The organism is Syntrophorhabdus sp., from assembly GCA_012719415.1.
GTDB lineage: Bacteria > Desulfobacterota > Syntrophorhabdia > Syntrophorhabdales > Syntrophorhabdaceae > Delta-02.
Genome location: JAAYAK010000320.1, coordinates 1 through 23620 on the forward strand (window position 1 = coordinate 1; position 23620 = coordinate 23620).

A 23620-nucleotide genomic window follows, 5' to 3' on the forward strand; every position below is an offset into this window, starting at 1 on the left:
CCCCCTCGGCCGTTTCGTAGTTGATGCCGCAAAGTGCTGCTCCTGTTTCTGTCTGTAACCTGAAACCTGGGACCTGAAACCTGAGACTGTTTCTATTTGGCGGAGAGGGTGGGATTCGAACCCACGGTACGCTTATTAGACGTACAGCCGATTTCGAGTCGGCCCCGTTATGGCCACTTCGGTACCTCTCCGCAGGGTGAAGAACTGTTTGAGCAGATCAGCGCTCTTGTTTTCGAGAATGCCGCCCGACACCTTGACCCGGTGGTTGAGGGGCAGCGTGTTGACGTCGATGACGGAGCCGAAGGCGCCGCGCTTCACGTCATGGCAGCCGAAGACGAGTCTTTCGAAGCGTGCCTCGACGATGGCGCCCGCGCACATGGCGCAGGGCTCCATGGTGACAAAGAGCGTGCATCCCGTGAGCCGGTAGTTGCCCAGCCGGAGCGATGCCTCTCTGATGACCAGCATTTCGGCGTGGGCCGTCGGGTCTATCCGCGAGCGCGTCGCGTTGTGGGCCCTGGCTATGACGGCGCCCGATCCGTCGGCCACCAGCGCTCCCACCGGTACCTCTTCCTCGTCCCATGCCGCGCGGGCTTCGGCGAGGCACATCTCCATGTATTCCTCATCAAGCATCACTCAAGTATACTGATAACGGTTGGCGAAATCAATACAGAGACAGGTGAAACGGCAAAGACGGGTAATGGGTCATAGGTAATAGGAAGCATATAGTTCCAGGGTTTGTGAGGCGTCTCAAGGGAAAGCATTCAAGCAGGCAGGATGATCCCACTCTTCTTCCGGCTCTAACGGTTCTAACGGCTCTAACGGCTCCAACCGCCTTTGTTCCCCATAACCCATAACCCATAACCCATTACCCGTTTTTTCATTGCCTGTCTTCTTAGTTTACAAAGACCCGTTCATCCTGTTATGATGATTATCGATCAGCTGACCTGAGAAGAGAATGATGAATAAGGTGGACGATGATCATCCTGGGCATTGATCCCGGTCTTGCCAGTACGGGCTTCGGGGCGCTGCGATGCGACGGGGCGGCGCCGGTGCTTGTCAGGTGCGGGTCCATCAAGACCTTTCCCCATGATACGGTTCCGGACAGGCTGATGCAGATCCATCACGATGTGGACCGCATCATCGGCGAGGTGCAACCCGATCTTTTCGCCCTCGAGGATGTCTTTTCCCTTGTCCGTTACCCAAAGGCGGGCATACTCCTCGGCAGTGTTCTCGGGGTGCTCTACCTCACGGCCCGGCAGAGGGGACTCCCCGTGCAGGAGATAGCACCGAAGGAGATCAAGAACTCCCTCGTGGGTTTCGGCAACGCGGGGAAGAAGCAGATAAAGGACGCCGTGGCGAGTGCGCTGAAGACAAACGGCATTTCCTCGTTCCATGCATCTGACGCGCTTGCTGTGGCGCTTGCCGTGTATTACCGCAGAGACTACCGGAGGGTCGTGTGATAGCCTATCTCGAAGGAAAACTGAAGGGTATCTACGATGAGCGCCTGACCCTTCTTGTCGGTGGTATCGGATACGATGTCCTCATCCCGGCATTCGTCATGAGCGAGATAAGAAGATCGAAGAAGGCCGAGGACGACCTGAGCCTTTATATATCCTTCCACCAGACGGAAAGACAGCCCAAGCCCGTCCTTGTCGGCTTCAGACATGAGCTGGACAGGGAGTTCTTCGAGCTTTTCATCACCGTGGAGGATATCGGCCCCATGGCCGCCGTCAAGGCGCTCACGAAGTCCATACGGGAAATAGCGCGCCATATCGAGGAAAAGGACGTGAAGTCCCTTCGCAAGCTGAAGGGGATAGGAGAGAGAAAGGCCGACAAGATCGTGGCGACCCTGAAGGGCAGGGTGGCAAAGTATGCCCTCATGCCGGAGACGGCCGCCGCCGCGCCGGTCGCGGAGGATTTCGTGAAAGAGGTGGAGCAGGTGCTCGTCACCCAGCTCGGCCACAGGATGCTGGAGGCGCGGCAGATGATCGAAGAGGCAATGAAGAGAAACCCGCGCATTGCCTCTTCGGAAGAGCTTTTTGAGGAAGTCTACAGGGGTCAGAGGCAATGATACAGGAAGAGAACTCCACGGAGATCTCCGAGCTTTACAGGAAGGAAGAGAACGGGGGTGACGAAGGCATTGTCACCCTGCGGCCAAGCCGCCTGTTCGAGTATGTCGGCCAGGACACCATAGTGGAGACCCTCCAGATAGCCATCGAGGCGGCGCTGAAGAGGGGAGAGCCCCTGGAACATATCCTCTTCAACGGGCCCCCGGGGCTCGGGAAGACGACACTGGCGCACATCATCGCCAACGAGATGGGCACACGGATCGTGACGTCCTCCGGTCCCGCGCTGGAGAAGGGCGGCGACCTGATGGGCCTTCTGACACACCTCGAAAAAGGGGACGTCTTCTTCATCGACGAGATCCATCGCATACCCAAGATCGTCGAAGAGTTTCTGTACCCTGCCATGGAGGACTTCGCCGTCGATTTCATCTTCGACAAGGGCATTCACGCGAGGACACACCGGTATCGCCTCGAGCAGTTCACCCTCATCGGCGCGACGACGCGCTCCGGCCTCTTGTCGTCTCCGCTCAGGGAACGCTTCGGCATCGTGCGGGACCTCGATTTCTACAGGGATGAGGACCTCGTGAAGATCATCAAGCGGTCGGCCGCGATACTGGGCGTCAGTATCGACGATGAGGGGGCCCAGGAGACGGCGAAACGTGCCCGGGGAACGCCCAGGGTGGCGAACAGGCTCCTCAAGCGCGTCCGTGATTATGCCGAGGTCAGGGCCGGCGGCATGATAACGAAGAGTGTGGCCATCGATGCCCTGAGCCTTGAAGGCATCGACGACCATGGCCTCGGCGAGACGGACAGGAAGCTCCTCAGGACCATCATCCTCAACTACAAGGGCGGTCCCGTGGGGATCGAGGCCCTTGCCGCGACCCTGCAGCTGGAGTCCGACGTGCTCATCGAGGTCGTCGAGCCCTTTCTGCTGAAGTCGGGGTTCATCATCCGCACCTCCCAGGGCAGGAGGGCCTCCGAGAAGGCCTTTGCCCATCTCGGCATACCACTTTCGGGGACGCCCCCCATGGGTGGTTTGTTCGACAATGCTCCTGCCGGGAAAGGCAGGTAGGTGCAGTTTCCCCAAATCGCCTCTCAAGCCGGGTTTTCCCCGATTAGCCTTGATTTTAGCGGGATAGTGTATTAAAAACATATGTTCTTCAATGAAAAAGCACAGGAGAAAGTGATGGCCAACGTGGGAGTTGTCGGGGTTCAGTGGGGTGATGAAGGCAAAGGGAAGATCATCGACTATCTCAGCGGGTTCGCGGACATCATCGTCCGGTTCCAGGGCGGGGCCAACGCCGGTCACACCATCGTTATCGGCGACAGGAAGGTCATCCTTCATCTCATCCCTTCGGGCATACTCCGCGAGAAGACGCACTGCGTCATCGGCAACGGTGTTGTGATGGATCCCGAGGTCCTGGAGAAAGAGCTGGAAGAACTGAAGGGTCTCGGCTATCTCAAGGACGACAAACGCCTCATGATAAGCGGTTACACCCATGTCATCATGCCGTATCACAAGAAGCTCGATGCCCTCAAGGAATCGAGGAGCGCGAAGAAGATAGGAACGACAGGAAGAGGCATTGGCCCGGCTTACGAGGACAGGGTAAGCAGGATGGGTATTCGCGTCATCGACCTCATCGACAGGAAGGTCTTTCGGGAGAAGCTGAAGGCCAACCTGGAGATGAAGAACTTCCTCATCCGCCGCTACTACAAGGACGAACCCCTGATGATCCGGGATATCCTCAAGAAGTTCGAGCCCTACCGGAAGATGCTCAAGAGGCATGTCGTGGATTCGACGTCCTTTCTCCACAAAGCGATGGCGAAGAAGAAAAAGATACTCTTCGAGGGAGCCCAGGGAACCTTTCTGGATATCGACCACGGGACGTACCCTTACGTCACCTCGTCCAATACCATTGCCGGGAACATCTCCGCGGGTGCCGGAGTGCCTCCGAGCGCCGTCGACTACATCCTGGGAATATGCAAGACATACACGACCCGCGTCGGAGAAGGTCCCTTTCCGACGGAGCTGCCCGGTGCCGAGGGGGAGCTCATGAGGAAGGTCGGTGACGAATACGGTGCCACCACGGGCAGGCCGAGGCGGTGCGGATGGTTCGATGCGGTCCTGGTGAGAAGGGCCGTCAAGCTGAGCGGTATAAACGGTCTTTCCCTGATGAAGCTCGACGTTCTCGACTCCTTCGACACGATCAAGATATGCACCCACTACAAGATCGGCAAACGACTCTATGAAGAACCGCCCATGGCCCTCCAGGACTTCTACCGGTGTGAACCCCAGTATGAAGAGATGCCGGGCTGGAAGACATCGATAAAGGACGCGAAGAGGCTCGAAGACCTGCCGGAGCAGACGCTGAGATACATAAGGCGCATAGAAGAGCTCGTCGGTGTTCCCGCAGCCATCGTATCCACAGGGCCCGACAGGGACAGCACCATCATACTCAGGAATCCCTTCGCCTGATCCGGCGGGAACGCTGTCAGAAATCCGACGCCATGGCCGGTCTCTGGCCGTCCCTCTCGGGAGACTCCTTACGTAACTCGTCAAAATCTAAGAGGTGGCATGGTTGTTGCACAAACCTCACCACTATGGCTAGCAATCTCGATATCACCCAGACAGCATCGATGCTCCAGTATCTGCAGAACGGCCGGAAGAGGGCGGACAACTTCATCGGCAATCCCGATGCCTCGGGTTTTCAGGATGTTCTCCTTCGCTCTCTGACAACCGGCCGGTCCGCGGAATTCAGCTCCGCTCAAGCGGGCCAGGGCATTTCCGCCTTACCGCTCATTGACGACGAGGAGACGAAATTCCGGAAGTGTCTCGACTTCGTCCTTGAGAAGGAAGGAAACCGGCTTGTAAGGGAAGACGGTGAACGAGGCGCATCCCGCTACGGAATCCTGCAATCCACCGCGCGGGCTCTTGGGTACAAGGGGAGCATCAGGAACATCACCAGAGAGCAGGTGGAAGGGATCTACAGGAAACTGTGGGCGGCATCCGGGGCATCTTCATTGCCCTATCCCCTGTGCGTCGTTCATTTTGACACCTACGTCAACAGCCCGGCGGCTGCCAGGAAGATCCTGCAGAGGTCTCAGGGGAGTATCGACGACTACCTTGCAATGAGGGAACAGCGCTACGTCAGGCTCGCCTCCGCCAAGCCGCAGGTGTATGCCAAGTACCTGAAGGGCTGGAAGAACAGGATAAACAGCCTGCGAACCGTGGTGGCCGAATACGAAAGAGACATCATGTTCGCCGGGAACGGCCTCTCCACCGTCAGGAAAGGATAGGGTTCCGACCCTCTTCGGGAACGCTGGCAACCCCCTTCAGATCGTCGACTATCAACGCCAGACCGCTAAAATCTGTTGACTTTGGCTGTTTTTTCGGGTTTTAATAAGGAGCTTTAACTAACGGACCAATGGAGGGAGGGAAGAATGGATGCCAGCAGTTATTATAAGAGAAGGTGAATCCTTCGAGAGTGCCCTCAAGAGATTTAAGAAGCAGTGTGAGAAAACCGGGATTCTCTCCGAGATAAAAAAAAGAGAACACTACGAAAAACCCAGTGTTAAGAGAAAGAAGAAAATCCTCGCTGCGAAAAAGAGAGCTCTGAAAAAACTCAAGAGAACTATGGATAAAGGTCTTTACTAGGAGTAAATGGACTATAGATCCAAAATTGAAGAGGGTTTGAAAGAGGCTTTAAAGAAGAGGGACAACTTAAGGGTGTCCGTGTTCCGGATGCTCCTTGCCTCCATAAAGAACAAGGAAGTCGAGAAAATACGACCTTTGCTGGACGAGGAGTTCTACGCCCTCGTCAAGACGTCGATCAAACAACACAACGATTCCATCGAGAGCTTCAGGAAGGGCGGGCGTCTCGAACTCGCCGAAAAGGAAGAGAAAGAGCTGGAGATACTCAAGGAATTCCAGCCCTCACAGCTTTCGGAGGAAGAGATCCTCAGGGAGATAGAGGAAGCGGTCGCGGCCGTCGGTGCGACAAGCCGGAAGGAGATGGGGAAGGTTATCAAACTCCTCATGGACAAATTTCCGGGAAGGATAGACGGCAAAGTGTTGAGTGCAATGGTGCTTAAAAGACTGTCATCGTCATGACGGCAGTCGAAAGCCCCTATGATCGATAAGACATTATCATATCTCGATTACCTCAAGCTCAGGGATGTTATACTCCAATTCTCTTCGACGCCCTTTTGCAGGGACGCCCTGGGAAAGCTCCGTCCCATCGACGACATCGAAGAGATCACCCGGCGTCATGACCGGATAGAAGCTGTCATGGATGTCATAAAGTGGGACGGCAGGGTGCCGTTCTCCGACGTCCCCGACATAACCGGGGTGCTGGCAAGGATCGCCATCAGGGATTCCGTCCTCGAACCCCCGGAGTTCCTTTCCCTGACAGATTTCCTGAGGGTCTGCGAAGACGTTTCGGGCTTTCTCGCAAAGGTGTTCAAGAGAAGCGCCTTCACCGAGGAGCTCGTCGCAGGGATCGACAGGCTGCCTGTGCTCTCCCGTCGCATCGCGCGCTCCGTGAACGTGGAGGGCTACCTGGAAGACAGCGCGTCCTACGAGCTGTCGCGTATACGGGCGGACCTCTTCATGAACAGGGAGAGGATCAAAAAGCAGCTTGAGCGGATAATGGGCCGGGAGCCCATGCGCCCCATCATTCAGGATGACTACATATCCCTGAGGAACAACAGGTACGTCATCCCCCTGAAGCCGAACTTCAACGAGGCCATCCAGGGTATCGTGCACGACTATTCCCATTCCCTCAAGACCTCCTTTGTCGAGCCCGTGGAGTGCGTGGAGCTCAACAACAGCATCAACATCCTCGTCAACGAGGAGAAGGAAGAAGAAAAGAAGGTTCTCCATGAGCTTACCGGTTTCGCGCGGGGTTTCAGGGAAGCCCTCGAAGGGAACGTGCGATGCCTCGCCGAGCTCGACTTCTTCCATGCCATGGCGCTTTTCTGCCACGAATTCAGATGCGTGAGACCCGAGGTGACCCCGTCGGGCGGCCTTGAGGTCAGGAAGGCCGTCAATCCCTTCATAGCGATGTCCCGCAAGAAGGACGCCGTGCCCATCGATATCGCCATGAAAGAGAGCGAGAAAGTGATGATCATAAGCGGCCCCAATGCCGGGGGCAAGACCGCGGCGCTGAAGACGATCGGGCTTTTGTCGCTCATGGCGAAGACGGGCCTCTTCATTCCCGCGGCCGAAAGGCCGGTGATCCCTCTCTTTTCAAACGTGTTCGCGCTGATCGGAGACGAGCAGGACATATCGCTGGAACTGAGCAGCTTCACCGCCCACATGTATGCCATCAAGGACCTGTATCTCAACGCCAGGGGTGACGAACTCGTTCTCATCGACGAGATAGGGGGCAACACGGAGCCCCAGGAGGCGTCTGCTTTGGCCATGGGGGTTATAGACGCCTTTGTTGAGAAGGGGTGCCGCGTCGTCGTCACGACCCATCTCAATCTCATCAAGGCCTATGGATACATGAAGGATTATGCCATGAACGTGGCGACCTCTTTTGATACCACGAACATGAAGCCTCTCTACCAGCTCATCTACGGGACCGCCGGGTACTCGAACGCGATCAATGTCGCGCGGAAGATCGACGTTCCCGCCGTCATCATAGAGAAGAGCTACACCTATCTCAATGAGCAGGAATTCATGCTCAACGACCTCATAACGAGCCTTCAGGAGGAGAAGGCAAAGACGGTCAGGGAGCGCCGGGAACTGGTCAAGATCAAGGAAGAGGCCCGCGACAGGCTCAAGGTCATCAGGGAGAAGAAGGATGAGTACCTCCGGAAATGGGAGGACAAGGCCCGCGAGAGGCTCCTCGAACTCGAGATCGAGGTCGATGAGATCAAAAAAGAGGTTGCAAAAAAGGAAAGAACGTCTATAACAAGAAGTAAGGACAAGATACGTTCCCTGAAACAAAGGTTGGGGGGACCGGCTAAGGAGGTCAGGGAGGACATCCGAATAGGCGATTACGTTCTTGTGAAGACGCTGGGAAGCAGAGGGTACGTCGTCGATATCGACAAAGAGGGAAGTGTTTTCGAAGTTGCCGTGGGCAACGTCAGGACGAAGCTGAAACGGATGTTCATCGAGAAGACCGTCGAAGGCCCGAAGCGGGTGTCGCGGGACAGATCTGAAATACACGTAGAAAAGACAGAGCAGCGGGACCTGAAGATCATCGGCATGCGGGTGGAGGAGGCGTTGAAAACCGTAGACACCTTCCTTGACCGGGCCATTGTCGAGGGCACATCACAGGTCAGGATCGTCCATGGCGTGGGGACGGGACGGCTCATGCAGGCTGTGAGGGACCGACTTGCCGAGACCCCCTACGTCCGCACGTTTCACACGGACGAGCAGAACGCGGGCGTCACCATAGTGGAGTTCGCATGAAAGCGTCAGTCGATGAGCTCCTGCAGAGAGTGAACATCATCGACGTCATATCTCAGCACGTGAAGCTGAGAAAGGCTGGAAAGGACTACATGGGCCTGTGTCCCTTCCACAAGGAGAAGACGCCCTCCTTCACCGTGAGCGTCGAAAAGCAGATCTTCTATTGCTTCGGCTGCAGGGAAGGCGGCAACGCCATCAACTTCATCATGAAGTATGAGAACCTGACCTTCGTCGAGGCCCTCGAGCATCTTGGCCGTCAATACGGCATAGAGGTCGAAAGGAAGGGAGACAGGAGGAAAGCGGGCCACTACGATGCCCTGGGGAAGCTTTGCGAGTACTATCAGAAAGGCCTCAAGCGCACCGGCTTTGCCCTCGAGTATCTCGCGAGGCGCGGCATCTCCCGTCAGATCGCGGACGAATTCAGACTCGGGTACAGCGAGCGTTCCCGCAGTGCCCTGAAGGCCTTCCTCAAGGCGACGGAGATACCCGCCGACGTATTCCTCAGCACCGGCATCGTGAGGATGAAAGAGACGGAGCTCTACGACATGTTCGGGGGAAGGATCGTCATTCCCATCATCGATGTCAACAAGAGGGTCATCGGTTTCGGGGGAAGAACACTCGAGAAGGACGGCATACCGAAGTATGTGAACTCCCCCGAGTCCTCGGTGTTTTCCAAGCGGACCTCACTGTTCGGTATAGACAGGGCCAAGAGACATATCACCGATCATGATGAGGTTTTCATCGTCGAGGGCTACTTCGATCTCATAGCCCTATACGGGGCTGGACTCACGAACGTGGTGTCGACGCTGGGGACCTCGGTCACCGAGGGACAGATCATGAAGCTGAGGAATTACACGGAGAACATCACCCTCATGCTCGACGGCGACGAAGCGGGGATCAAGAGCGCCCTGAGGCTCATCGGTCTCTTTGCGGAGATGGATGTCAACGGCAACATGGTCGTCCTGCCGGAAGGACATGACCCCGACAGCTTTGTCCGGGAAAAAGGCGCCGCCGCCGTGGCGGATGTCGTGAAGGGCAAGAGGCCCATCCTCGACTTCTATTTCGACCATTATGCGGGAAGAGAGAAGATGACGACCCTTCAGGGGAAGCAGGCCTTCATCAGGCAGGTGATGCCGCACATCGACGCCATTCGCGACAAGGTCAAGAGAAGGCTCTACGTCAAGAGGCTTTCGGAATTGACGGGGGTCGAGGAAGAGCATTTTGCGGGGACGAGGACGTACGACGTGACTGGCGGGGCTCCACGGGCTGATGCCGCGAAAGGGGTGATCGAGAGAAAGGTCATCAATGTCTGCATGGCACGCCCCGAGCTTCTTGAATTCTTTCAGGGAAAGGAGGTATTGCGCTATATCAGGGATGACGATGTCAGAGAGGTCATAACAAGAATGGTTACCTGTTTTGAACAGGGAAAGAACATTGACGTGAAGAACTTCATCGAGACGCTTGATAAGGAGGACCTCAAAGGGCTTGTTCTCAAAGCGGCCTTTGACGAGGCCGGGGCGGGCCCCGATGAGCCCGAGAAGGTGCTCCTTGATTATTTCAGGCACATTGAGCGCCAGTTCTTCAGGGAAAAGTCGAAGAAGATCACCGAGAAGCTTGCCGAGGCGGAGAGATCGGGGGACGCAGCGGCGGTCACAGAACTCCTGGAACAGAAGAGGCAGGTATTGACGCATATAAAAAATAATTTTTTATAGAGAGGTGGCCATGCCTGAGAAAGTAAGGAGATATTATCCTTATGAAGAGAATCTTGAGAACGGGGAGCTGTACGCGTTCATATCGCAAGGTGAGAAGCCCAGCAACATCCTTGATGACATCGACCTTTTCGAGATCGAACACCAGGATGCTATCGGCGGCGCTGAGAATGCGGACGCCGACGGGGCCCTGGATGGGGACCTTGAAGAGGTCTATGACGACGATCTCATCAATCCCATCCGTCATTACATAAAGGAGATGGGAAGCATGGCCCTCCTGACGCGGGAAGGCGAGAAGGAGATCGCCCGTCTCATGGAGGAGGCGAGGGAAGAGATAAAGCAGGTGCTCCTGTCTTTTCCCGGAACCGTCAAGGAGCTCCTCAGTGCCCTCATGGCGCTCAAGACATCGAAGGCGGCCGTCAAGGACATCACTGTCGAGGCGGATGATGAGGAAGAAGGTGACACGGAACTCGAATACCAGCGGGAAAGGGTGATCGCCCTGCTCGAGCGGCTCAAGGAAGAGCATACCCGGTCAAGGGAGAACGCGAAAGGCAGGAAAGACGGTCACAGCAAGGAAGTGCAGAAGATCATAACCGAGATCAACCTTAGCAAGAAGATCACGGAAAAGATCATCCTCCGCATGAAACGGTACGTGGAGCGCATCGACAAGATCGACGTCGAGATCGCCCGGTACAGGAGATCGAAGGAAAAAGGAAGCAAGAGGCACCTTCAGGCCCTGATGAACAGAAAGGCGAGGATCGAGGATGAGATCGGGATATCTTCGAAGCTCCTGAGGCATTACCTGAAGAGGATCGAACAGGCCGAGTCCAACTTCGCGGGGGCCAAGAACGAACTCGTCAAGGCCAATCTCCGGCTCGTCGTGAGCATAGCGAAAAGGTACATAAACAGGGGGCTGTCACTGCTCGACCTCATACAGGAGGGGAATATCGGCCTCATGAAAGCGGTGGACCGTTTCGAGTATAAACGGGGCTACAAGTTCAGCACCTACGCTACCTGGTGGATCCGTCAGTCGATTACGCGAGCCATCGCCGATCAGGCGCGGACGATACGGATCCCCGTGCACATGATAGAGACCATCAACAAGATCATACGGGTGTCCCGCGGTCTCGTGCAGGAGCTGGGCAGGGAGCCCTATCCCGATGAGATAGCCGACAGGATAGGGTTCTCGTCGGAAAAGGTCAGAAGGGTCCTCAGGATAACCAAGGAGCCCATATCCCTGGAGACGCCCATCAACGACGATGAGGATACGCACCTCGCGGATTTCATCGAGGACAAGAACGTGCTCACGCCCCAGGATTCGGCCATCTACGAAGACCTCGTGATGAACCTGAATTCCATCCTTTCGACGCTCTCCCCCAGGGAAGAAAGGGTGGTGAGGATGCGGTTCGGCCTCGGGGAGCGGCAGGACCATACCCTGGAAGAGGTGGGGCAGGTCTTCGAGGTCACCCGTGAACGGATACGGCAGATCGAGGCCAAGGCCCTGAAGAAGCTCAGGCACCCCATGAGGGCGAAGCTCCTGCGTTCTTTCGTGGACCTGTGATATAGAGGACAATGATCAATGACCAGATTCCAATAACCAATGAAGGAGATAATGACCGATTTACCAATAACCAATTGACCAAAACGAGAGGCAGCACAAGGCTGTAGTACCTGTTGCCGTTTGGTAATTGGAGCGTGGTGATTGGTTATTTTCCGGTCATTGGGATTTGGTTATTGGTCATTGTCTTCTCGTTGCCAGTTTTTCCTTGACAAAAGGGCATCGGTAAAATAATTTATGCAAAATTTCCCATGGTTGTAATGACAAATTCAGAGTAAAACGAGGGGATTTTTACATTGCTCATTATATAGTACAGTCTGTTCGACTCCCGGCCGTTTCGTTTTTCTTTCGTGGTTTTCGGTATAGATCCACATACAGGAGGAGGCTGAAGAAGTGAAGGTCCTAGTGTTCGTGAAGCAGGTGGCTGATACGGAAGCGCGTATCATCATAAGTTCCGATCAGAAGAGTCTCGAGGTCGAGAACAAATATGTCGTGAACTTCTTCGATGAATTTGCCGTCGAGGAGGCCATACGCGTAAAAGAGACGTTGAAGGACGTGGAGATAACGGTGTGCGCCTTCGCGCCGCAAAGGGCCGTCGAAGCCTTGAGGACGACGATAGCCATGGGCGCGGACAAAGCCTTCCTCATCGACAGCACGGATCGGGAGGCCGACGACCCCCTTATCGTCTCACGTGTTCTCGCGGGGTTCGCCCGGAAAGAGGGGTTCGATGTCATACTCTGCGGACGTCAGGCGATGGATGATGAAAGTGCCAACGTGGGTCCCATGGTGGCGGAGTTCCTCGGCATACCGCACGTGAGCCAGGTGACGAAGCTCACCATCACCGGTGGCGGCAAGGCCGAGGTCGAAAGCGAGATAGAAGGGGGCAAAAGGACGTCGGAGGTCTCGCTGCCGGCCCTCTTCACCTGCCAGAAAGGCCTCAATGAGCCAAGGGTACCTCTCATCACGGGTGTGATGAAGGCGATGAAGACGCAGATAGATGTCCTCGATCCCGCATCCATCGAGATGCCCTTCGGTCCCATAGACAGGGAGTCATCAAAGATCACGGTGCTGTCCTACGAGGCACCCGCTGGCCGGCCTTCGGTCCACATCATGGAGGGAGCGTCCCCGGAAGAGAAGGTGCAGAACCTCGTCAGGGCGCTCAAGGATGAAGCGAAGGTCCTGTAGAGAGGAGGATTGCACATGACCAGGGACGTTCTTGTTGTTGTGGAATGCAAAGACGCGAAGCCGAGAAAGGCATCGCTGGAACTACTGTCCATCGGCAGGGAGATGGCCTCGCGGTTCTCGTCCACGCTTTTCGCGGTGGTGTTGGGATCGGGCCTCACGGACGCTGCCGATACCGTCGCCGGCTATGCCGGTACAACCATCCTTGTCGACAACCCTTCGCTCGCGGAGTACGGGTGGGATACCTATGGATCGGTCCTCGAGAGCATCCTGAAGAAGTACGAGCCCATGGTTGTTCTGGGGACGTCGTCGGTGACAGGCAAGGACCTCTTTCCCAGGGTAGCCGCGCGCCTCTCGGCCGCCATGGTGTCCGACGCGGTCGGTGTCGACCTCACAGGTGAAGGGATGAAGATAAAGAAGCCACTCTACGGCGGCAAGGTGATCTCCTGGCTTGCGCCGAAGGCGGACTCGGCGGTCATCGTCACCTTCCGGCCCAATTCCTTTGCCGTGGCCGACGCCGGTGAGAAGGGTGAGATCATCGAGGAGACGGCCGCCGTGGCCGGGAATCCGGCGATGAAGACCCTCTCGGCGGAAAAGAAGACCTCCGGCAAGGTCGATCTCCAGGAGGCCGACTTCATCATCTGCGGCGGCAGGGGCATGAAGGCCGCCGAGAATTTTGCCATGCTCGACGAGATAGCCGACCTCATGGGCGGCCGCACGGGCGCGTCGAGAACGGTCATTGACAGCAAGTGGCGGGAGTACGATGACCAGATCGGAAAGAGCGGCAAGACGGTCTCCCCGAAACTGTACATCGGATGCGGCCTGTCGGGCGCCCTCCACCACATCATGGGCATGGACACATCGCGGGTCATCGTCGCCATCAACAAGGACCCCAACGCCCCCATATTCCAGTACGCCGATTACGGCATCGTGGACGATGTCTTCGCCGTCCTCCCCGCCCTGAAGGATGAACTGAAGAAGACACGGGAAGAGACGTAAGGGGCATGGACAAGATCGATGTCGTGATCGTCGGGGCCGGCCTTGCCGGCCTGTCCTGCGCCTGGGTGCTTTCCGGGCACGGCCTGCAGGTCATCGTCGTGGAGCGGGGCGACTTCGCGGGCAGCAAGAACGTCACTGGCGGGAGGCTCTACCTCAAACCCATAGACGGCATGGCATCGGAGATGCTTGCCGGGGCGCCTTTTGAGCGCAAGGTCGTGCGCGAACGCTGGAGTCTTCTGGGAAGCGCCAATTCCGTCAGTATCGACCACACCTCCGACAGGTTCAGGAACGAGGACCACAGCTGCACGGTGCTCAGGGCCCGCCTCGACAGGTGGCTCTCGGAGAGGCTCATGGCGAAAGGCGTCTTCGTCATCCCCAAGTACCGCGTCGACGATCTCCTGTGGGAGAACGGGGTGGTGGCCGGGATACGCGCCGGAGCGGAAGAGATCCCCGCTCACGTTGTCGTAGCCGCCGATGGCGTCCTCTCTTTCATGGGCCGCAAGGCGGGATTGCTGCCTGCCCTGTCTCCGAAGGCATACGCCGTGGGCATGAAAGAGGTGCTCGAGCTTCCTGAAGAGAAGATAAACGACCGGTTCAACGTCGGTGACGGGGAAGGCGTTGCCCATCTGTTCCTGGGTGACGTGACGAAGGGTGTCTTCGGGGGCGGATTCCTCTACACGAACAGGGACACCCTTTCCCTGGGTGTCGTGGCGGGTATCGGCGCCATGATGGGGAGGACCCCCGCGCTGGACGCGTCGACGCTCCTCGAAATGTTCAAGGAGCGCTACGAGATGCGAAGGCTCCTCGATGGCGCGAGGATCGTCGAGTATTCGGCGCATGTCATACCAGAGGCCGGCTATGACGGCATCGGGAAGCTCTGCGGAAACGGCATTCTCCTTGCGGGCGACGCCGCGGGCCTTGCCCTCAATATGGGCGTGACGGTGCGGGGGATGGAGTTCGCCATCGCCTCGGGCATGGCGGCCGCCGAGGCCATTGTCGAAGCGAAGGCATCGGGCGATCTTTCGGAGAAGGGCCTTTCCCGCTACGGCGAGCGTCTCAGGGAATCCTTCGTCCTCAAAGACCTCGAGGCATCGCGGAGAGTGCCGGGATACCTCGACAACGACTCCTTCTTCTCCTATTATCCTGAAACCTTTCCCGGTCTCGTGGAGAAGATCATGTGGTTCGACGAGAACCCCAAAGGGTCCCCGGGAAAGACCCTGTGGAAGGAGCTTCGCTCGTCGGGCATGCTGAGCGTGAAACGGCTCATCGAACTTGCCCGCATCAGGAACATCTGAGGTGACAGGCCATGAAGATAGACGAAAAGCTCGCCCTTGACGCCTTCAAAACGGACAGGGAGAGCCACATCCTCATAGATCACGATATCTGCAGGTCCAGGTGCACCACCAGGCAGTGCCTGACCGTCTGTCCCGGACATCTCTACACTTTCAATGAAGAGGAGAACCAGATAGTGGTGGAGTACGCCGGATGCCTGGAATGCGGCACCTGTATGATAGCCTGCACCGAAGGCGCCATACAGTGGAGCTACCCGAAGGGTGACTTCGGGGTGCAGTACAGGTATGGATAGAAGAGGGGTAATGGGTGATAGGTAATAGGTAATAGGAACTGTCACAAAGGTTTCGTTTTTTTCCCATCAGCCATGACCTATAACCTATCACCCATTGTCTCTTTCCTGCCTCTAACCTGTTTCTTCTTTTCCTCCTTTCTGCTATTTTAATTATGAGCTTTCCATGGAGATCATTACCGCCAAAGATCTGATCAAGGATTATAACGGGTTCAGGGCCGTCGACGGGGTCAGCTTTTCCATCGTCAAGGGGGAGTGCTTCGGGTTTCTCGGGCCCAACGGGGCCGGCAAGACGACGATCATGCGCATCATCCATTGCTTTCTCCCCCCGACGGGCGGCGAGGTCAGGGTCCTCGGGTATGACGTCACGAAGGAGCCGAGCCTCATCAAAGCGCGCATGGGCGTGATGCCCCAGGACGACAGTCTCGACCCGGACCTTTCCGTGATCCAGAACCTTGTCGTTTACGGCAGGTACTTCGACATGCCGAAGAAGAAGACGGTACCCCTGGCCAGGGAGCTTCTCGCCTCCGTCGGTCTCACGGACAAGATGAAGGCCAATATCAGGGAACTGTCGGGAGGCATGAAGAGGAGCCTCCTTCTTGCCAGGTCCATCGTGAACGATCCCGACGTTATCATACTCGACGAGCCGACGACGGGTCTCGACCCCCACAGCAGACAGATGGTCTGGAAAAGGCTCGAAGACCTGAAACGGCAGGGCAAGACCCTCCTTCTGACGACGCACTACATGGAGGAGGCCGAGAGGCTCTGTGACCGCGTGGCCATCATGGACAGGGGGAAGATCATCGTCATCGCCTCTCCGCGAGACCTGATGGACGAGCATGGAGGGAACCTCGAAGCGGTGTACCTCACGCTCACGGGGAGGAAGCTTGAAGATTAAGCGGGCCCTGAGGGTGTGGCAAAGGCACTTCACGGTCTACAGGAAGCTCTACATGTCGAGCATAGCCCTCAACTTCGTGGAGCCCGTCCTTTACCTTGTCGCCTTCGGGTTTGGTCTCGGAGGATATATCTCGGAGGTCGAGGGAAAGCCTTACATCAATTTCATCGCGCCAGGCATCATAGCCTCCTCATCGATGTTCGCGACCATATATGAATGCACGTACGGCACCTACGTGCGGATATTCTTCCAGAAGACCTTCGACGCCATCCTGGCGACGCCGGTGAACATAGATGACCTCATCGCGGGCGAGCTCATATGGGGCGCGACGAAGAGCATGCTCTACGGCATCATCATCGTCGGAACGATAAGCGCGTTCCGTCTCGTCGATTCTCCCCTCGTCGTGCTTGTCATTCCCGTTCTCTTCCTGAGCGGGCTCATCTTCGCGCAGATATCGCTCGTGTGCGTGGCGCTGGTCCCCGGAGTGGATTCCCTGAACTATTTTTACACGCTCTTTCTGTCGCCCATGTTCCTCCTGTCGGGGATATTCTTTCCTCTCGACAACCTCCCCGCCTTTGTCGGCAAGGTGGCCTGGTTCACGCCCCTGTATCACCTCACCAACGTCTGCAGGGCCTTTGCGGCGGGGTCCCCCGGCAACGCGCTGGAAGGCGCGGTGTGGATAATCGTCGTCGTTATCCTCCTTGCGCCCTTCCCGTTCAGGTTGATGAAAAGAAGGATAATCAGGTAGGGCTCTCTATGGTTTCGATGGCGACTCGCCGAGGAGCCTGAGAATTATCCTGTCCATGGCGGCGTCGACCGCCGATGTCGCGACATGATTGTTGGAAAAGATGGAGAAGACGAGCCTCTCCCCTCTCAGGGTCGTCACGTAGCCCGAGAGGCCCCGTACGTGCGTCATCGTCCCTGTTTTCGCCCGCACTCTTTCCGCCGCGCGGGAGCCCTTGAGCCTCGCGCCGAGAGTGCCGTCGACGCTCATGACGGGAAGGGAGTCGACAAAGGAGCGGGCGTGGGGTCCCTCGGCCATGACCCTCAACAATCGGGCGACGCTGTCGGGTGTGACGAGGTCATGACGGGATAGCCCCGAGCCATCGGTCATGACGACGCCGGAGGTATCCACCCCGGCGCGGCGAAGCGCGGCAAGGGCGGCCGCGGCGGATCTTTCGGTCCCGGCCGCCCCCGCGGCCCTGCCTGTCGCGATGAGCAGCAGCTCGGCGTAGAGATTGTTGCTGAGCTTGTTGACCACCTTTATGATCTCGGCAAGCCGGGGAGAACGGTAGATGGCAACGGTGGTCCATTCCCCTTTCTCTCTTCTCGTCCGCACATCGACCGTCTTCGGGCAGTTACGGGCACACAGGATATCTCCCCTCACGACGATACCGGCGGCCTCAAGGGTTTCCCTCAGGACAAAACCCCCGAAATAGGCGGGATGGTTCACGGCCACGTAGCGGGTCATCATCCCTGTTCCGGACCCGATGGAGCCGGTTATCGACAGGGTCCTCGGCGTCGTGTACTCGAGGTTGACGACATCCGGGCCGGCATTCTTTCGGACCGTGAGGCCGCTCGCGAGACTCACGTAGTCCGTGGCGGGCTCCATGACGATGCGTGCCGCCTCGCCTGTCCTGCCCGATGGAGTTATGTCGAGCTGAATGCAGTTGTTGTTGAAAGTGAAGGCATCCCTTGGGGCGCTGAAGCAGTTTACCGGGTCGACGTCCCAGCCTTTGCCGTAAGGCTTGTCCGGGAACGGGGAGTTATCGATCACAAGGTCGCCGCCGATCTCCCTCACACCCTGCTCCTTCAGCTTTGCCGCCCACCGGCGGAACACGTGGAGCACGTCTCCCTCGTGGAAGTATCCCGATATGGTGGGATCGCCCGATCCCTCGACGATGATGTCTCCGTTCAGGACGCCGGAGGTCACCGTGCCGTCCGTGATAAGCCGCGTCTCCCACCGGAAATCCGGGGAGAGCGCCAACAGGGCCGCGGCCGTGGTGAAAAGCTTCATGTTGGATGCGGGAACGAACCGCTTGCCGGCGTTGTATCCTAAGATCCTCCTCCCCGTTGTGAGGGAGTCGACGACGACCCCCATGTGGGCTGCTCCAAGCGCGGGGTCGTCAAGGATGGCCGTGAGATCGTCACTGAGTGTCCCGACCGTTTCGGCCGGAGCCGGGACGGGAAGGGAGTGCAGGACGGCCAGAAACACAAAGACCATGGACAGGTACCGGAGGTGCCTGCGGGCCCGGTCTCGTGCCGTCATGTTGCCCGTTGTCATCGTGTCACATCCTCAGAGGTCAGTAGTTCGACAGGAGACATCTGTCGTTCTGGCACAGATGGGTCCTTATCCGTCCGGGGAACTTCTTCTCCAGGTTCTCTATCCTCTTGGATTTCGTGATGAAGAGGACCTTCCTGTCAGAGCCGAGAAGGCGGAAGAATTCCTCTTCCTCCATGAATATCTTCCGGGCGTCGTCATACTTCGCGCCCATGGCGAGCTCTCCCTTGTACGACGCGATCACGACGGGGCGTTTGAGGTAGAATGGGATCGTCAGGTCGAGCGCGGAGTAGTTCACGACAATGTCCGGCTGCGTCTTCAGTTCCGCCGCGGCCAATGCCAGCTTCTTGGCCGTGTTGATCCTGTCCACCACCCCGGAATGGCCCATTATGGCAACGATGGTGGAGAGAGAGAAGAGAAAGAGGATAATGAAAAGCCTCTTCGGATCGCGAAAACTCCGAAAGAAGAAGAGGACGAGACAGACGGCCGAGGTGAGAGATATCCAGAGAGAAAAGTACCTGAGGTCAAGCGTGATGGACGTCGCGTCCATCGAGATGTCGGCAATATAGGTCATGAAATCGTTGCTGAAATACAGCAGACAGGAGAAGACGAGTATCGCCATGCCGAGCCCGTAGACAGCGATCTCCCAGTGCCGCCGAAAGCGGGACCCCCGGCCCTCGTGGAAGAGGATGCCCAGAGGGATGGAAAGGGCGGGGAAGGCGGGGAGGATGTATGGCGGAAGCTTGGAGCCGGACACGCTGAAGAAGATGAAGACGATGGCCGACCACAGGATGAAGAAACGGCAGTCGGTGCGTTTCCAGGTCGCGGCCACGGCCCGGGGGATGAAGAGCGACCAGGGCAGCATTCCTCCCAGGAGGACGGGTACAAAATAGTACAGGGGCCCGCCCCTGTCGTGCTTGGTGGTGATGAAGCGAAGGAAATGCTGGTCCACGAAGAAGAAATCGACGAATTCCTTCTCTCTCACCGATATGATGACAAACCACGGCGCCGCTATGGCGAAATACAGGAGGAAGCCCGTAAGAGGTTTCATGTGCTTTACGAAAGCGAGATTCCTTTCCATGAGAAGGAAGACGAGAATGGTCCCGCACAGGAGGACCGGGGCCACGGGGCCTTTCGTCAGCGTTGCGAGTGCCATGGCCCCGTAGAACCCGTAGACAAGGATGCCCCCTCTCTTGCGGTAGTGTTCGTAGAAGCACAGGAGCGCCAGGAAAAGCCAGAAAGCGAGGACCATGTCCGTCGTGACTATCCGCGCCATTCCGAAGAACCCGAAGGACGACAGGAGGACGAGAGATGCAAGGAACGCGGCCCCGTCGTCGGTCCACCTCCGGCAGAAGAAAAACAGGCACATAACGCTGAGGAAAGCGGCAACGGCGTTGGGAAGCCTGAAGGACCATTCGCTTACACCGAAGAGCTTGTACGAAACCGCCACGGCCCAATAGAGAAATGGCGGCTTCTCAAAGTACCGCACGTCGTTAAGACGCGGGACGGTGAGGTCCCCGCTTTCCACCATCTCCCGGGGTATCTCGGCATACCTTCCCTCGTCGGGCTCCTTCAGGGAATAGTCGCCGAGGCCGTAGAAGATGAAGACGTATGACAGGACAAGAAGGATGATCGTGTACCTGGCAAAGGTATTTCCCGGTCTCATGATCGCTATCCGCCGTTTCCCTTTCTCATTGTAAAAAGGACCATCGCCGTATCTCCGATGCGGTCTTCCGTTTCCACAACGGCGCCGGGCAGAGCGCCCGTCACCTCCTCAGCATCCCGGCTGCGCGTGAGGATGTAGAATTCCTTATGCCGTGACGCGAACTCCTTGAGCCCGGCGACATCATGTTCCTCCACGTGGACGGCGAATCGTCCGACGTAGTATACATAAACCCCGCGCATACTGCCATAGTAGACCCAGGGCACGGTGTCGCCCGCGAGGGCACGGATCTTCCGGGCCATGGGTTTCGGCGACTTGTAGCGGTTCCATTTCTCGAATATGGAGACGTTTCCCGTCATGTACGCGAGGGCCATGAAGACGGCTATCGCGGCGAAAGCGGCCCCCGCGCGACGGTGCCGCATCGAGAGAAAAATGAGAACAGCGGCGCACAGGGCGAGTGAACCGAGGATGATCCTTTCAGGAAGGAATTCGCCGTAGAGAGAAGTTCTGTACACGATGAGACCTATGCCCAGGGCGGCAAAGACTCCCGCTGTCACGGCAAAGACTATCCTGTTGTAGATGCTTCTTCCGTCGGTGATCGTCCCCGAGACGATGACCGCGAGGGCGGGCAGCGCCGGAAGCATGTACTTGCTGATCTTGCCCGACGAAAGGGAAAGGAAAAAGAAGAACCAGATGAACCACAGTGTGAAGAAACGCGTTCCCCGGTCTGTTCCCCAACCTTTCGCGGCCGCGTAGAGGCCGAGCGGCAGGAAGAGACTGAAGGGGAAAAAATCCAGGGGGAGTGTTGTGAAGTAGTAATAAAAGGGCCTCCTGTGACTCCAGGCGTCGAAGAACCGCAGAAAGTTCTGGCGCAGGATGTTCTCGTAGAGGTACGGGAAGCCTTCCCGGGCATACACGGCGAGGTACCAGGGAAGGACGATGGCGATGAAGAGGAGGATGCCGGGACAGGTATGCCGGTTAAGGAGCGCCCTCCACCTTCTTTCGGTGGCGCAGTAGAGGACGACCACGGGTGCTGCGAGCGCCACGCTGAGAGGTCCCTTTGTCATGAAAGCGAGGGCGAGGCAGACGAAGAAGAGATAATACCAGACCTTTCTCCCCGTTTCCATGTATTGGAAGAACAGGAGGAGCGCCACGACCAGGGCCGCCGAGAACACCATGTCCACCTGCAGGTAGCGGGCCTGCCAGTAGAACAGGGGTGTAAGCCCCAGTATTGCCGTGGCGTAGAGGGTTCGTGTCAGACCGAAGCGCGCCTTCAGTGTGAGGAAGAAGACGACGATGACGGCGATAGCGGCGAAGCTCGAAGCAAGGCGCATCGAGGTCTCTTCCGGGAGCCACCGGAATATCTTCGCGCACGCGAAGACCGCATAGTAGAAAAGCGGCGGCTTCTCACCGTAGGCCTCACCGTTGAGATGGGGCACGACAAGGTCCTTGTCCAGCTCCTTCACGATCTGGGCAAAATCCCCTTCATCAGGGGCCCAGAAATCCCGTCCCCCGAGATTGGTAAAGAAAAGCGCACTGACTGCGAGAATCAGAACAAGAGCTATTTTCGCGGTCCTGGCATTATCCATCGGTCGCTTTGGTATTTCGTCACAGGTCACAGGTCACAGGTCACAGGTCACAACAAAAAGGCGGTCTATGCTCCAATCCGTCGTTTCAAACCTGCGACATGGGACCTGCGACGTGCGACAGGTCTTTATAAGAATAAGGGTAGACTGTAAGCCGGGTTCTGTTTTTCCGCTCGCAGGCGGAAACGGCGGTCATTTCTCTAAGGATCCGGGTCACCCCGGACCTCAAGCGGCCTACCCGGGTACTGGACGGGCCATCCACGCCGCCTTTTGGGCGGCACCCTCTTTGGCCTTGCATCGGATGGGGTTTACAAAGCTCCCGCGTCGCCGCGGGACTGGTGGGCTCTTACCCCGCCATTTCACCCTTACCCCCTTTCGGAGGCGGTGTATTTTCTGTTGCACTTTCCCTGGGGTTGCCCCCGGTTCCCGTTAGGAACCATCCTGCCCTTCGATGCCCGGACTTTCCTCCCCGCTTCACGCGGAGCGACCACCCGTCTACCCTTTTATTATGGCATCCTTCGCGAGCTTGTCTGCTTCCCGGTTCTGTTCCCGCGGTATATATTGTATCGTAAAATGTTCGAAATTGCTCACGATTTCTTTGACCCGCCGCACGTATCCGAAGAGGGTCTTATTCTTGATCTTGTAGACCCCCGTGACCTGGTTCGCCACGAGCTGTGAATCGGTGTATACCGTTACATCCTTGACGGAATGCTCGACCGCGATGGTCAGCGCACGGAGAAGCGCTTCGTACTCGGCCATGTTGTTCGTCATTTCGCCGAGATATATACCCTGCGTGAGCACGATCTCTCCCCTGTCGTCCCTGACGACGATCCCGGCGCCTGACTTCCCGGGGTTTCCGGAGGAAGCCCCGTCTACGTGGACATGCCAGCGCATCAGTCGTCTTCTCTGAAGAAAAGGATGCGGTTGCAGCTCGGGCATTGGATGAGCTGCTTGTTCTTCGTGACCTCGATAAAGAGCTGAGGGGGGATGTTCATATTGCAGCCGAGGCACACACCGTTTCGCACGTTTGTGACGGCGATGCCGCCCCGTTTTTCCCGAAGGATATTGTACGTGGTCCTGAGGTTCTCGCTCACGATGGAGAGAAGATTGTCCCTTTCCGTCGTGAGCTTCGCTATGACCGCATCCATTGACCGGGTTTCTTTCTGTATCTCCGTCTTCTCTATCTCCGATTCCTTCTCCAGCCTTTTGAGTTCCACCTGGGAGGTCTCGTAGTCTTTCTTGAGGTCTTCTACCTTGTCCATGAGGACGAGGACGTCCTCCTCGGTCCGGTCGTTGGCCTCCTTCGCGGATTCGATCTCTTTCAGAAGGGCCTGGTATTCCTTGTTCGTCTTCACGTCGTAGAGCTTGACTTCCAGTTTCTTTATCTTCTCTTTTTCGCCTTCCAGCTCCTTCTCTTTCTTGCGCCTCTCTTTTTCGAGTTCCTCGACGATCTCTTTCTCCTTTTCGATCTTGTCCCGGACCTCGGTGAGCTGGTCTTCCATCTGTCTGAGTTTCTTCGGAGCCTGAAGAAGCTTCTGCTCCCCTTCCATGATCATCGTTTCGATCTTCTGTGCCTCAAAGAGAGTCTCTAATTCCCGCTCCACCCTGTTGCCTCCATAAATGAGAAGGGGTGTACCCGATGGTACACCCCTTCTTACGTGAGTTTGCTATTCCGTTCTAT

General features: G+C 57.1%; 21 protein-coding genes, 1 tRNA gene, 1 other RNA gene and 1 pseudogene. 16 read left to right on the forward strand and 8 right to left on the reverse strand.

Going from position 1 to position 23620, the window contains the following annotated elements; all coding sequences use genetic code 11:
• Positions 1-97 precede the first annotated feature (97 nt).
• Positions 98-191: transfer RNA gene (locus GXX82_17945), tRNA-Ser, on the reverse strand.
• Positions 172-630, reverse strand: a pseudogene (locus tag GXX82_17950) (nucleoside deaminase). Before GXX82_17950 ends, GXX82_17945 begins: the two are co-directional and overlap by 20 nt.
• A 344-nt stretch (positions 631-974) precedes the next feature.
• Between GXX82_17950 and GXX82_17955 the strand changes: the two are divergent.
• The 16 genes from GXX82_17955 to GXX82_18030 all read left to right on the forward strand — a co-directional run bounded on the left by GXX82_17955 (position 975) and on the right by GXX82_18030 (position 17157).
• Positions 975-1460, forward strand: coding sequence for a crossover junction endodeoxyribonuclease RuvC (locus GXX82_17955; GenBank protein ID NLT24927.1), 486 nt, complete (start codon positions 975-977; stop codon positions 1458-1460).
• Positions 1457-2071: a Holliday junction DNA helicase RuvA gene (locus GXX82_17960; protein ID NLT24928.1), complete on the forward strand. Its 615-nt coding sequence runs from the start codon at positions 1457-1459 to the stop codon at positions 2069-2071. The genes GXX82_17955 and GXX82_17960 overlap by 4 nt, the downstream gene beginning before the upstream one ends.
• Positions 2068-3138, forward strand: coding sequence for a Holliday junction branch migration DNA helicase RuvB (ruvB, locus tag GXX82_17965; GenBank protein NLT24929.1), 1071 nt, complete (start codon positions 2068-2070; stop codon positions 3136-3138). The genes GXX82_17960 and ruvB overlap by 4 nt, the downstream gene beginning before the upstream one ends.
• A 114-nt stretch (positions 3139-3252) precedes the next feature.
• A complete protein-coding gene (locus tag GXX82_17970) occupies positions 3253-4542 on the forward strand; it encodes an adenylosuccinate synthase (protein NLT24930.1) in 1290 nt (429 codons plus the stop codon).
• Between the two features lie 125 nt (positions 4543-4667).
• Positions 4668-5363: a hypothetical protein gene (locus GXX82_17975; GenBank protein NLT24931.1), complete on the forward strand. Its 696-nt coding sequence runs from the start codon at positions 4668-4670 to the stop codon at positions 5361-5363.
• 148 nt (positions 5364-5511) lie between these two features.
• A complete protein-coding gene (locus GXX82_17980) occupies positions 5512-5721 on the forward strand; it encodes a 30S ribosomal protein S21 (GenBank protein ID NLT24932.1) in 210 nt (69 codons plus the stop codon).
• A gap of 6 nt (positions 5722-5727) precedes the next feature.
• Positions 5728-6177: a GatB/YqeY domain-containing protein gene (locus GXX82_17985; protein ID NLT24933.1), complete on the forward strand. Its 450-nt coding sequence runs from the start codon at positions 5728-5730 to the stop codon at positions 6175-6177.
• Between the two features lie 18 nt (positions 6178-6195).
• A complete protein-coding gene (locus GXX82_17990) occupies positions 6196-8487 on the forward strand; it encodes a hypothetical protein (GenBank protein NLT24934.1) in 2292 nt (763 codons plus the stop codon).
• A complete protein-coding gene (gene dnaG / locus GXX82_17995; GenBank protein NLT24935.1) occupies positions 8484-10196 on the forward strand; it encodes a DNA primase in 1713 nt (570 codons plus the stop codon). Before GXX82_17990 ends, dnaG begins: the two co-directional genes overlap by 4 nt.
• A 256-nt stretch (positions 10197-10452) precedes the next feature.
• Positions 10453-11754, forward strand: a complete 1302-nt coding sequence (gene rpoD, locus GXX82_18000; protein NLT24936.1) for an RNA polymerase sigma factor RpoD — start codon at positions 10453-10455, stop codon at positions 11752-11754.
• Between the two features lie 390 nt (positions 11755-12144).
• On the forward strand, positions 12145-12936 hold the full coding sequence (locus tag GXX82_18005; protein NLT24937.1) for an electron transfer flavoprotein subunit beta/FixA family protein: 792 nt from the start codon (positions 12145-12147) through the stop codon (positions 12934-12936).
• A 15-nt stretch (positions 12937-12951) separates the two neighbouring features.
• Complete coding sequence (locus GXX82_18010; GenBank protein NLT24938.1) at positions 12952-13932, forward strand: electron transfer flavoprotein subunit alpha/FixB family protein; 981 nt, start codon at positions 12952-12954, stop codon at positions 13930-13932.
• Positions 13933-13937: 5 nt separating this feature from the next.
• Positions 13938-15227: an FAD-dependent oxidoreductase gene (locus GXX82_18015; GenBank protein ID NLT24939.1), complete on the forward strand. Its 1290-nt coding sequence runs from the start codon at positions 13938-13940 to the stop codon at positions 15225-15227.
• An 11-nt stretch (positions 15228-15238) separates the two neighbouring features.
• Positions 15239-15517: a 4Fe-4S dicluster domain-containing protein gene (locus GXX82_18020; GenBank protein NLT24940.1), complete on the forward strand. Its 279-nt coding sequence runs from the start codon at positions 15239-15241 to the stop codon at positions 15515-15517.
• Between the two features lie 163 nt (positions 15518-15680).
• Positions 15681-16412 (forward strand): ABC transporter ATP-binding protein, encoded by a 732-nt coding sequence (locus tag GXX82_18025; protein NLT24941.1) that lies wholly within the window; start codon positions 15681-15683, stop codon positions 16410-16412.
• A complete protein-coding gene (locus GXX82_18030; GenBank protein NLT24942.1) occupies positions 16402-17157 on the forward strand; it encodes an ABC transporter permease in 756 nt (251 codons plus the stop codon). Before GXX82_18025 ends, GXX82_18030 begins: the two co-directional genes overlap by 11 nt.
• 6 nt (positions 17158-17163) lie before the next feature.
• Here GXX82_18030 and dacB read toward each other — a convergent pair whose 3' ends face one another.
• The 6 genes from dacB to GXX82_18060 form a co-directional block, all read right to left on the reverse strand.
• Complete coding sequence (gene dacB, locus GXX82_18035; GenBank protein NLT24943.1) at positions 17164-18693, reverse strand: D-alanyl-D-alanine carboxypeptidase/D-alanyl-D-alanine-endopeptidase; 1530 nt, start codon at positions 18691-18693, stop codon at positions 17164-17166.
• 19 nt (positions 18694-18712) lie between these two features.
• Entirely contained in the window at positions 18713-20356 is a 1644-nt protein-coding gene (locus GXX82_18040) for a glycosyltransferase family 39 protein (protein NLT24944.1), read from the reverse strand.
• 5 nt (positions 20357-20361) lie between these two features.
• Entirely contained in the window at positions 20362-21942 is a 1581-nt protein-coding gene (locus GXX82_18045; GenBank protein NLT24945.1) for a glycosyltransferase family 39 protein, read from the reverse strand.
• Positions 21943-22073: 131 nt separating this feature from the next.
• Positions 22074-22442: RNase P RNA component class A (gene rnpB, locus GXX82_18050), an RNA gene on the reverse strand.
• Positions 22435-22833 (reverse strand): ribonuclease HI family protein, encoded by a 399-nt coding sequence (locus GXX82_18055; GenBank protein NLT24946.1) that lies wholly within the window; start codon positions 22831-22833, stop codon positions 22435-22437. The genes rnpB and GXX82_18055 overlap by 8 nt, the downstream gene beginning before the upstream one ends.
• Positions 22833-23543: a hypothetical protein gene (locus GXX82_18060; GenBank protein ID NLT24947.1), complete on the reverse strand. Its 711-nt coding sequence runs from the start codon at positions 23541-23543 to the stop codon at positions 22833-22835. The genes GXX82_18055 and GXX82_18060 overlap by 1 nt, the downstream gene beginning before the upstream one ends.
• Between the last annotated feature and the right edge of the window lie 77 nt (positions 23544-23620).

Bases quoted from the DNA above. Each gene is read 5' to 3' on its own strand.
- rpoD (NLT24936.1), top strand. From the start codon at position 10,453: ATGGGAAGCATGGCCCTCCTGACGCGGGAAGGCGAGAAGGAGATCGCC.
- GXX82_18025 (NLT24941.1), top strand. From the start codon at position 15,681: ATGGAGATCATTACCGCCAAAGATCTGATCAAGGATTATAACGGGTTC.
- GXX82_17975 (NLT24931.1), top strand. From the start codon at position 4,668: ATGGCTAGCAATCTCGATATCACCCAGACAGCATCGATGCTCCAGTAT.
- GXX82_18020 (NLT24940.1), top strand. From the start codon at position 15,239: ATGAAGATAGACGAAAAGCTCGCCCTTGACGCCTTCAAAACGGACAGG.
- GXX82_18040 (NLT24944.1), bottom strand. From the start codon at position 20,356: ATGAGACCGGGAAATACCTTTGCCAGGTACACGATCATCCTTCTTGTC.
- GXX82_18045 (NLT24945.1), bottom strand. From the start codon at position 21,942: ATGGATAATGCCAGGACCGCGAAAATAGCTCTTGTTCTGATTCTCGCA.
- dnaG (NLT24935.1), top strand. From the start codon at position 8,484: ATGAAAGCGTCAGTCGATGAGCTCCTGCAGAGAGTGAACATCATCGAC.
- GXX82_17985 (NLT24933.1), top strand. From the start codon at position 5,728: ATGGACTATAGATCCAAAATTGAAGAGGGTTTGAAAGAGGCTTTAAAG.
- ruvB (NLT24929.1), top strand. From the start codon at position 2,068: ATGATACAGGAAGAGAACTCCACGGAGATCTCCGAGCTTTACAGGAAG.
- GXX82_18055 (NLT24946.1), bottom strand. From the start codon at position 22,833: ATGCGCTGGCATGTCCACGTAGACGGGGCTTCCTCCGGAAACCCCGGG.
- GXX82_17970 (NLT24930.1), top strand. From the start codon at position 3,253: ATGGCCAACGTGGGAGTTGTCGGGGTTCAGTGGGGTGATGAAGGCAAA.
- dacB (NLT24943.1), bottom strand. From the start codon at position 18,693: ATGACAACGGGCAACATGACGGCACGAGACCGGGCCCGCAGGCACCTC.
- GXX82_17990 (NLT24934.1), top strand. From the start codon at position 6,196: ATGATCGATAAGACATTATCATATCTCGATTACCTCAAGCTCAGGGAT.
- GXX82_18015 (NLT24939.1), top strand. From the start codon at position 13,938: ATGGACAAGATCGATGTCGTGATCGTCGGGGCCGGCCTTGCCGGCCTG.
- GXX82_18010 (NLT24938.1), top strand. From the start codon at position 12,952: ATGACCAGGGACGTTCTTGTTGTTGTGGAATGCAAAGACGCGAAGCCG.
- GXX82_17980 (NLT24932.1), top strand. From the start codon at position 5,512: ATGCCAGCAGTTATTATAAGAGAAGGTGAATCCTTCGAGAGTGCCCTC.
- GXX82_17955 (NLT24927.1), top strand. From the start codon at position 975: ATGATCATCCTGGGCATTGATCCCGGTCTTGCCAGTACGGGCTTCGGG.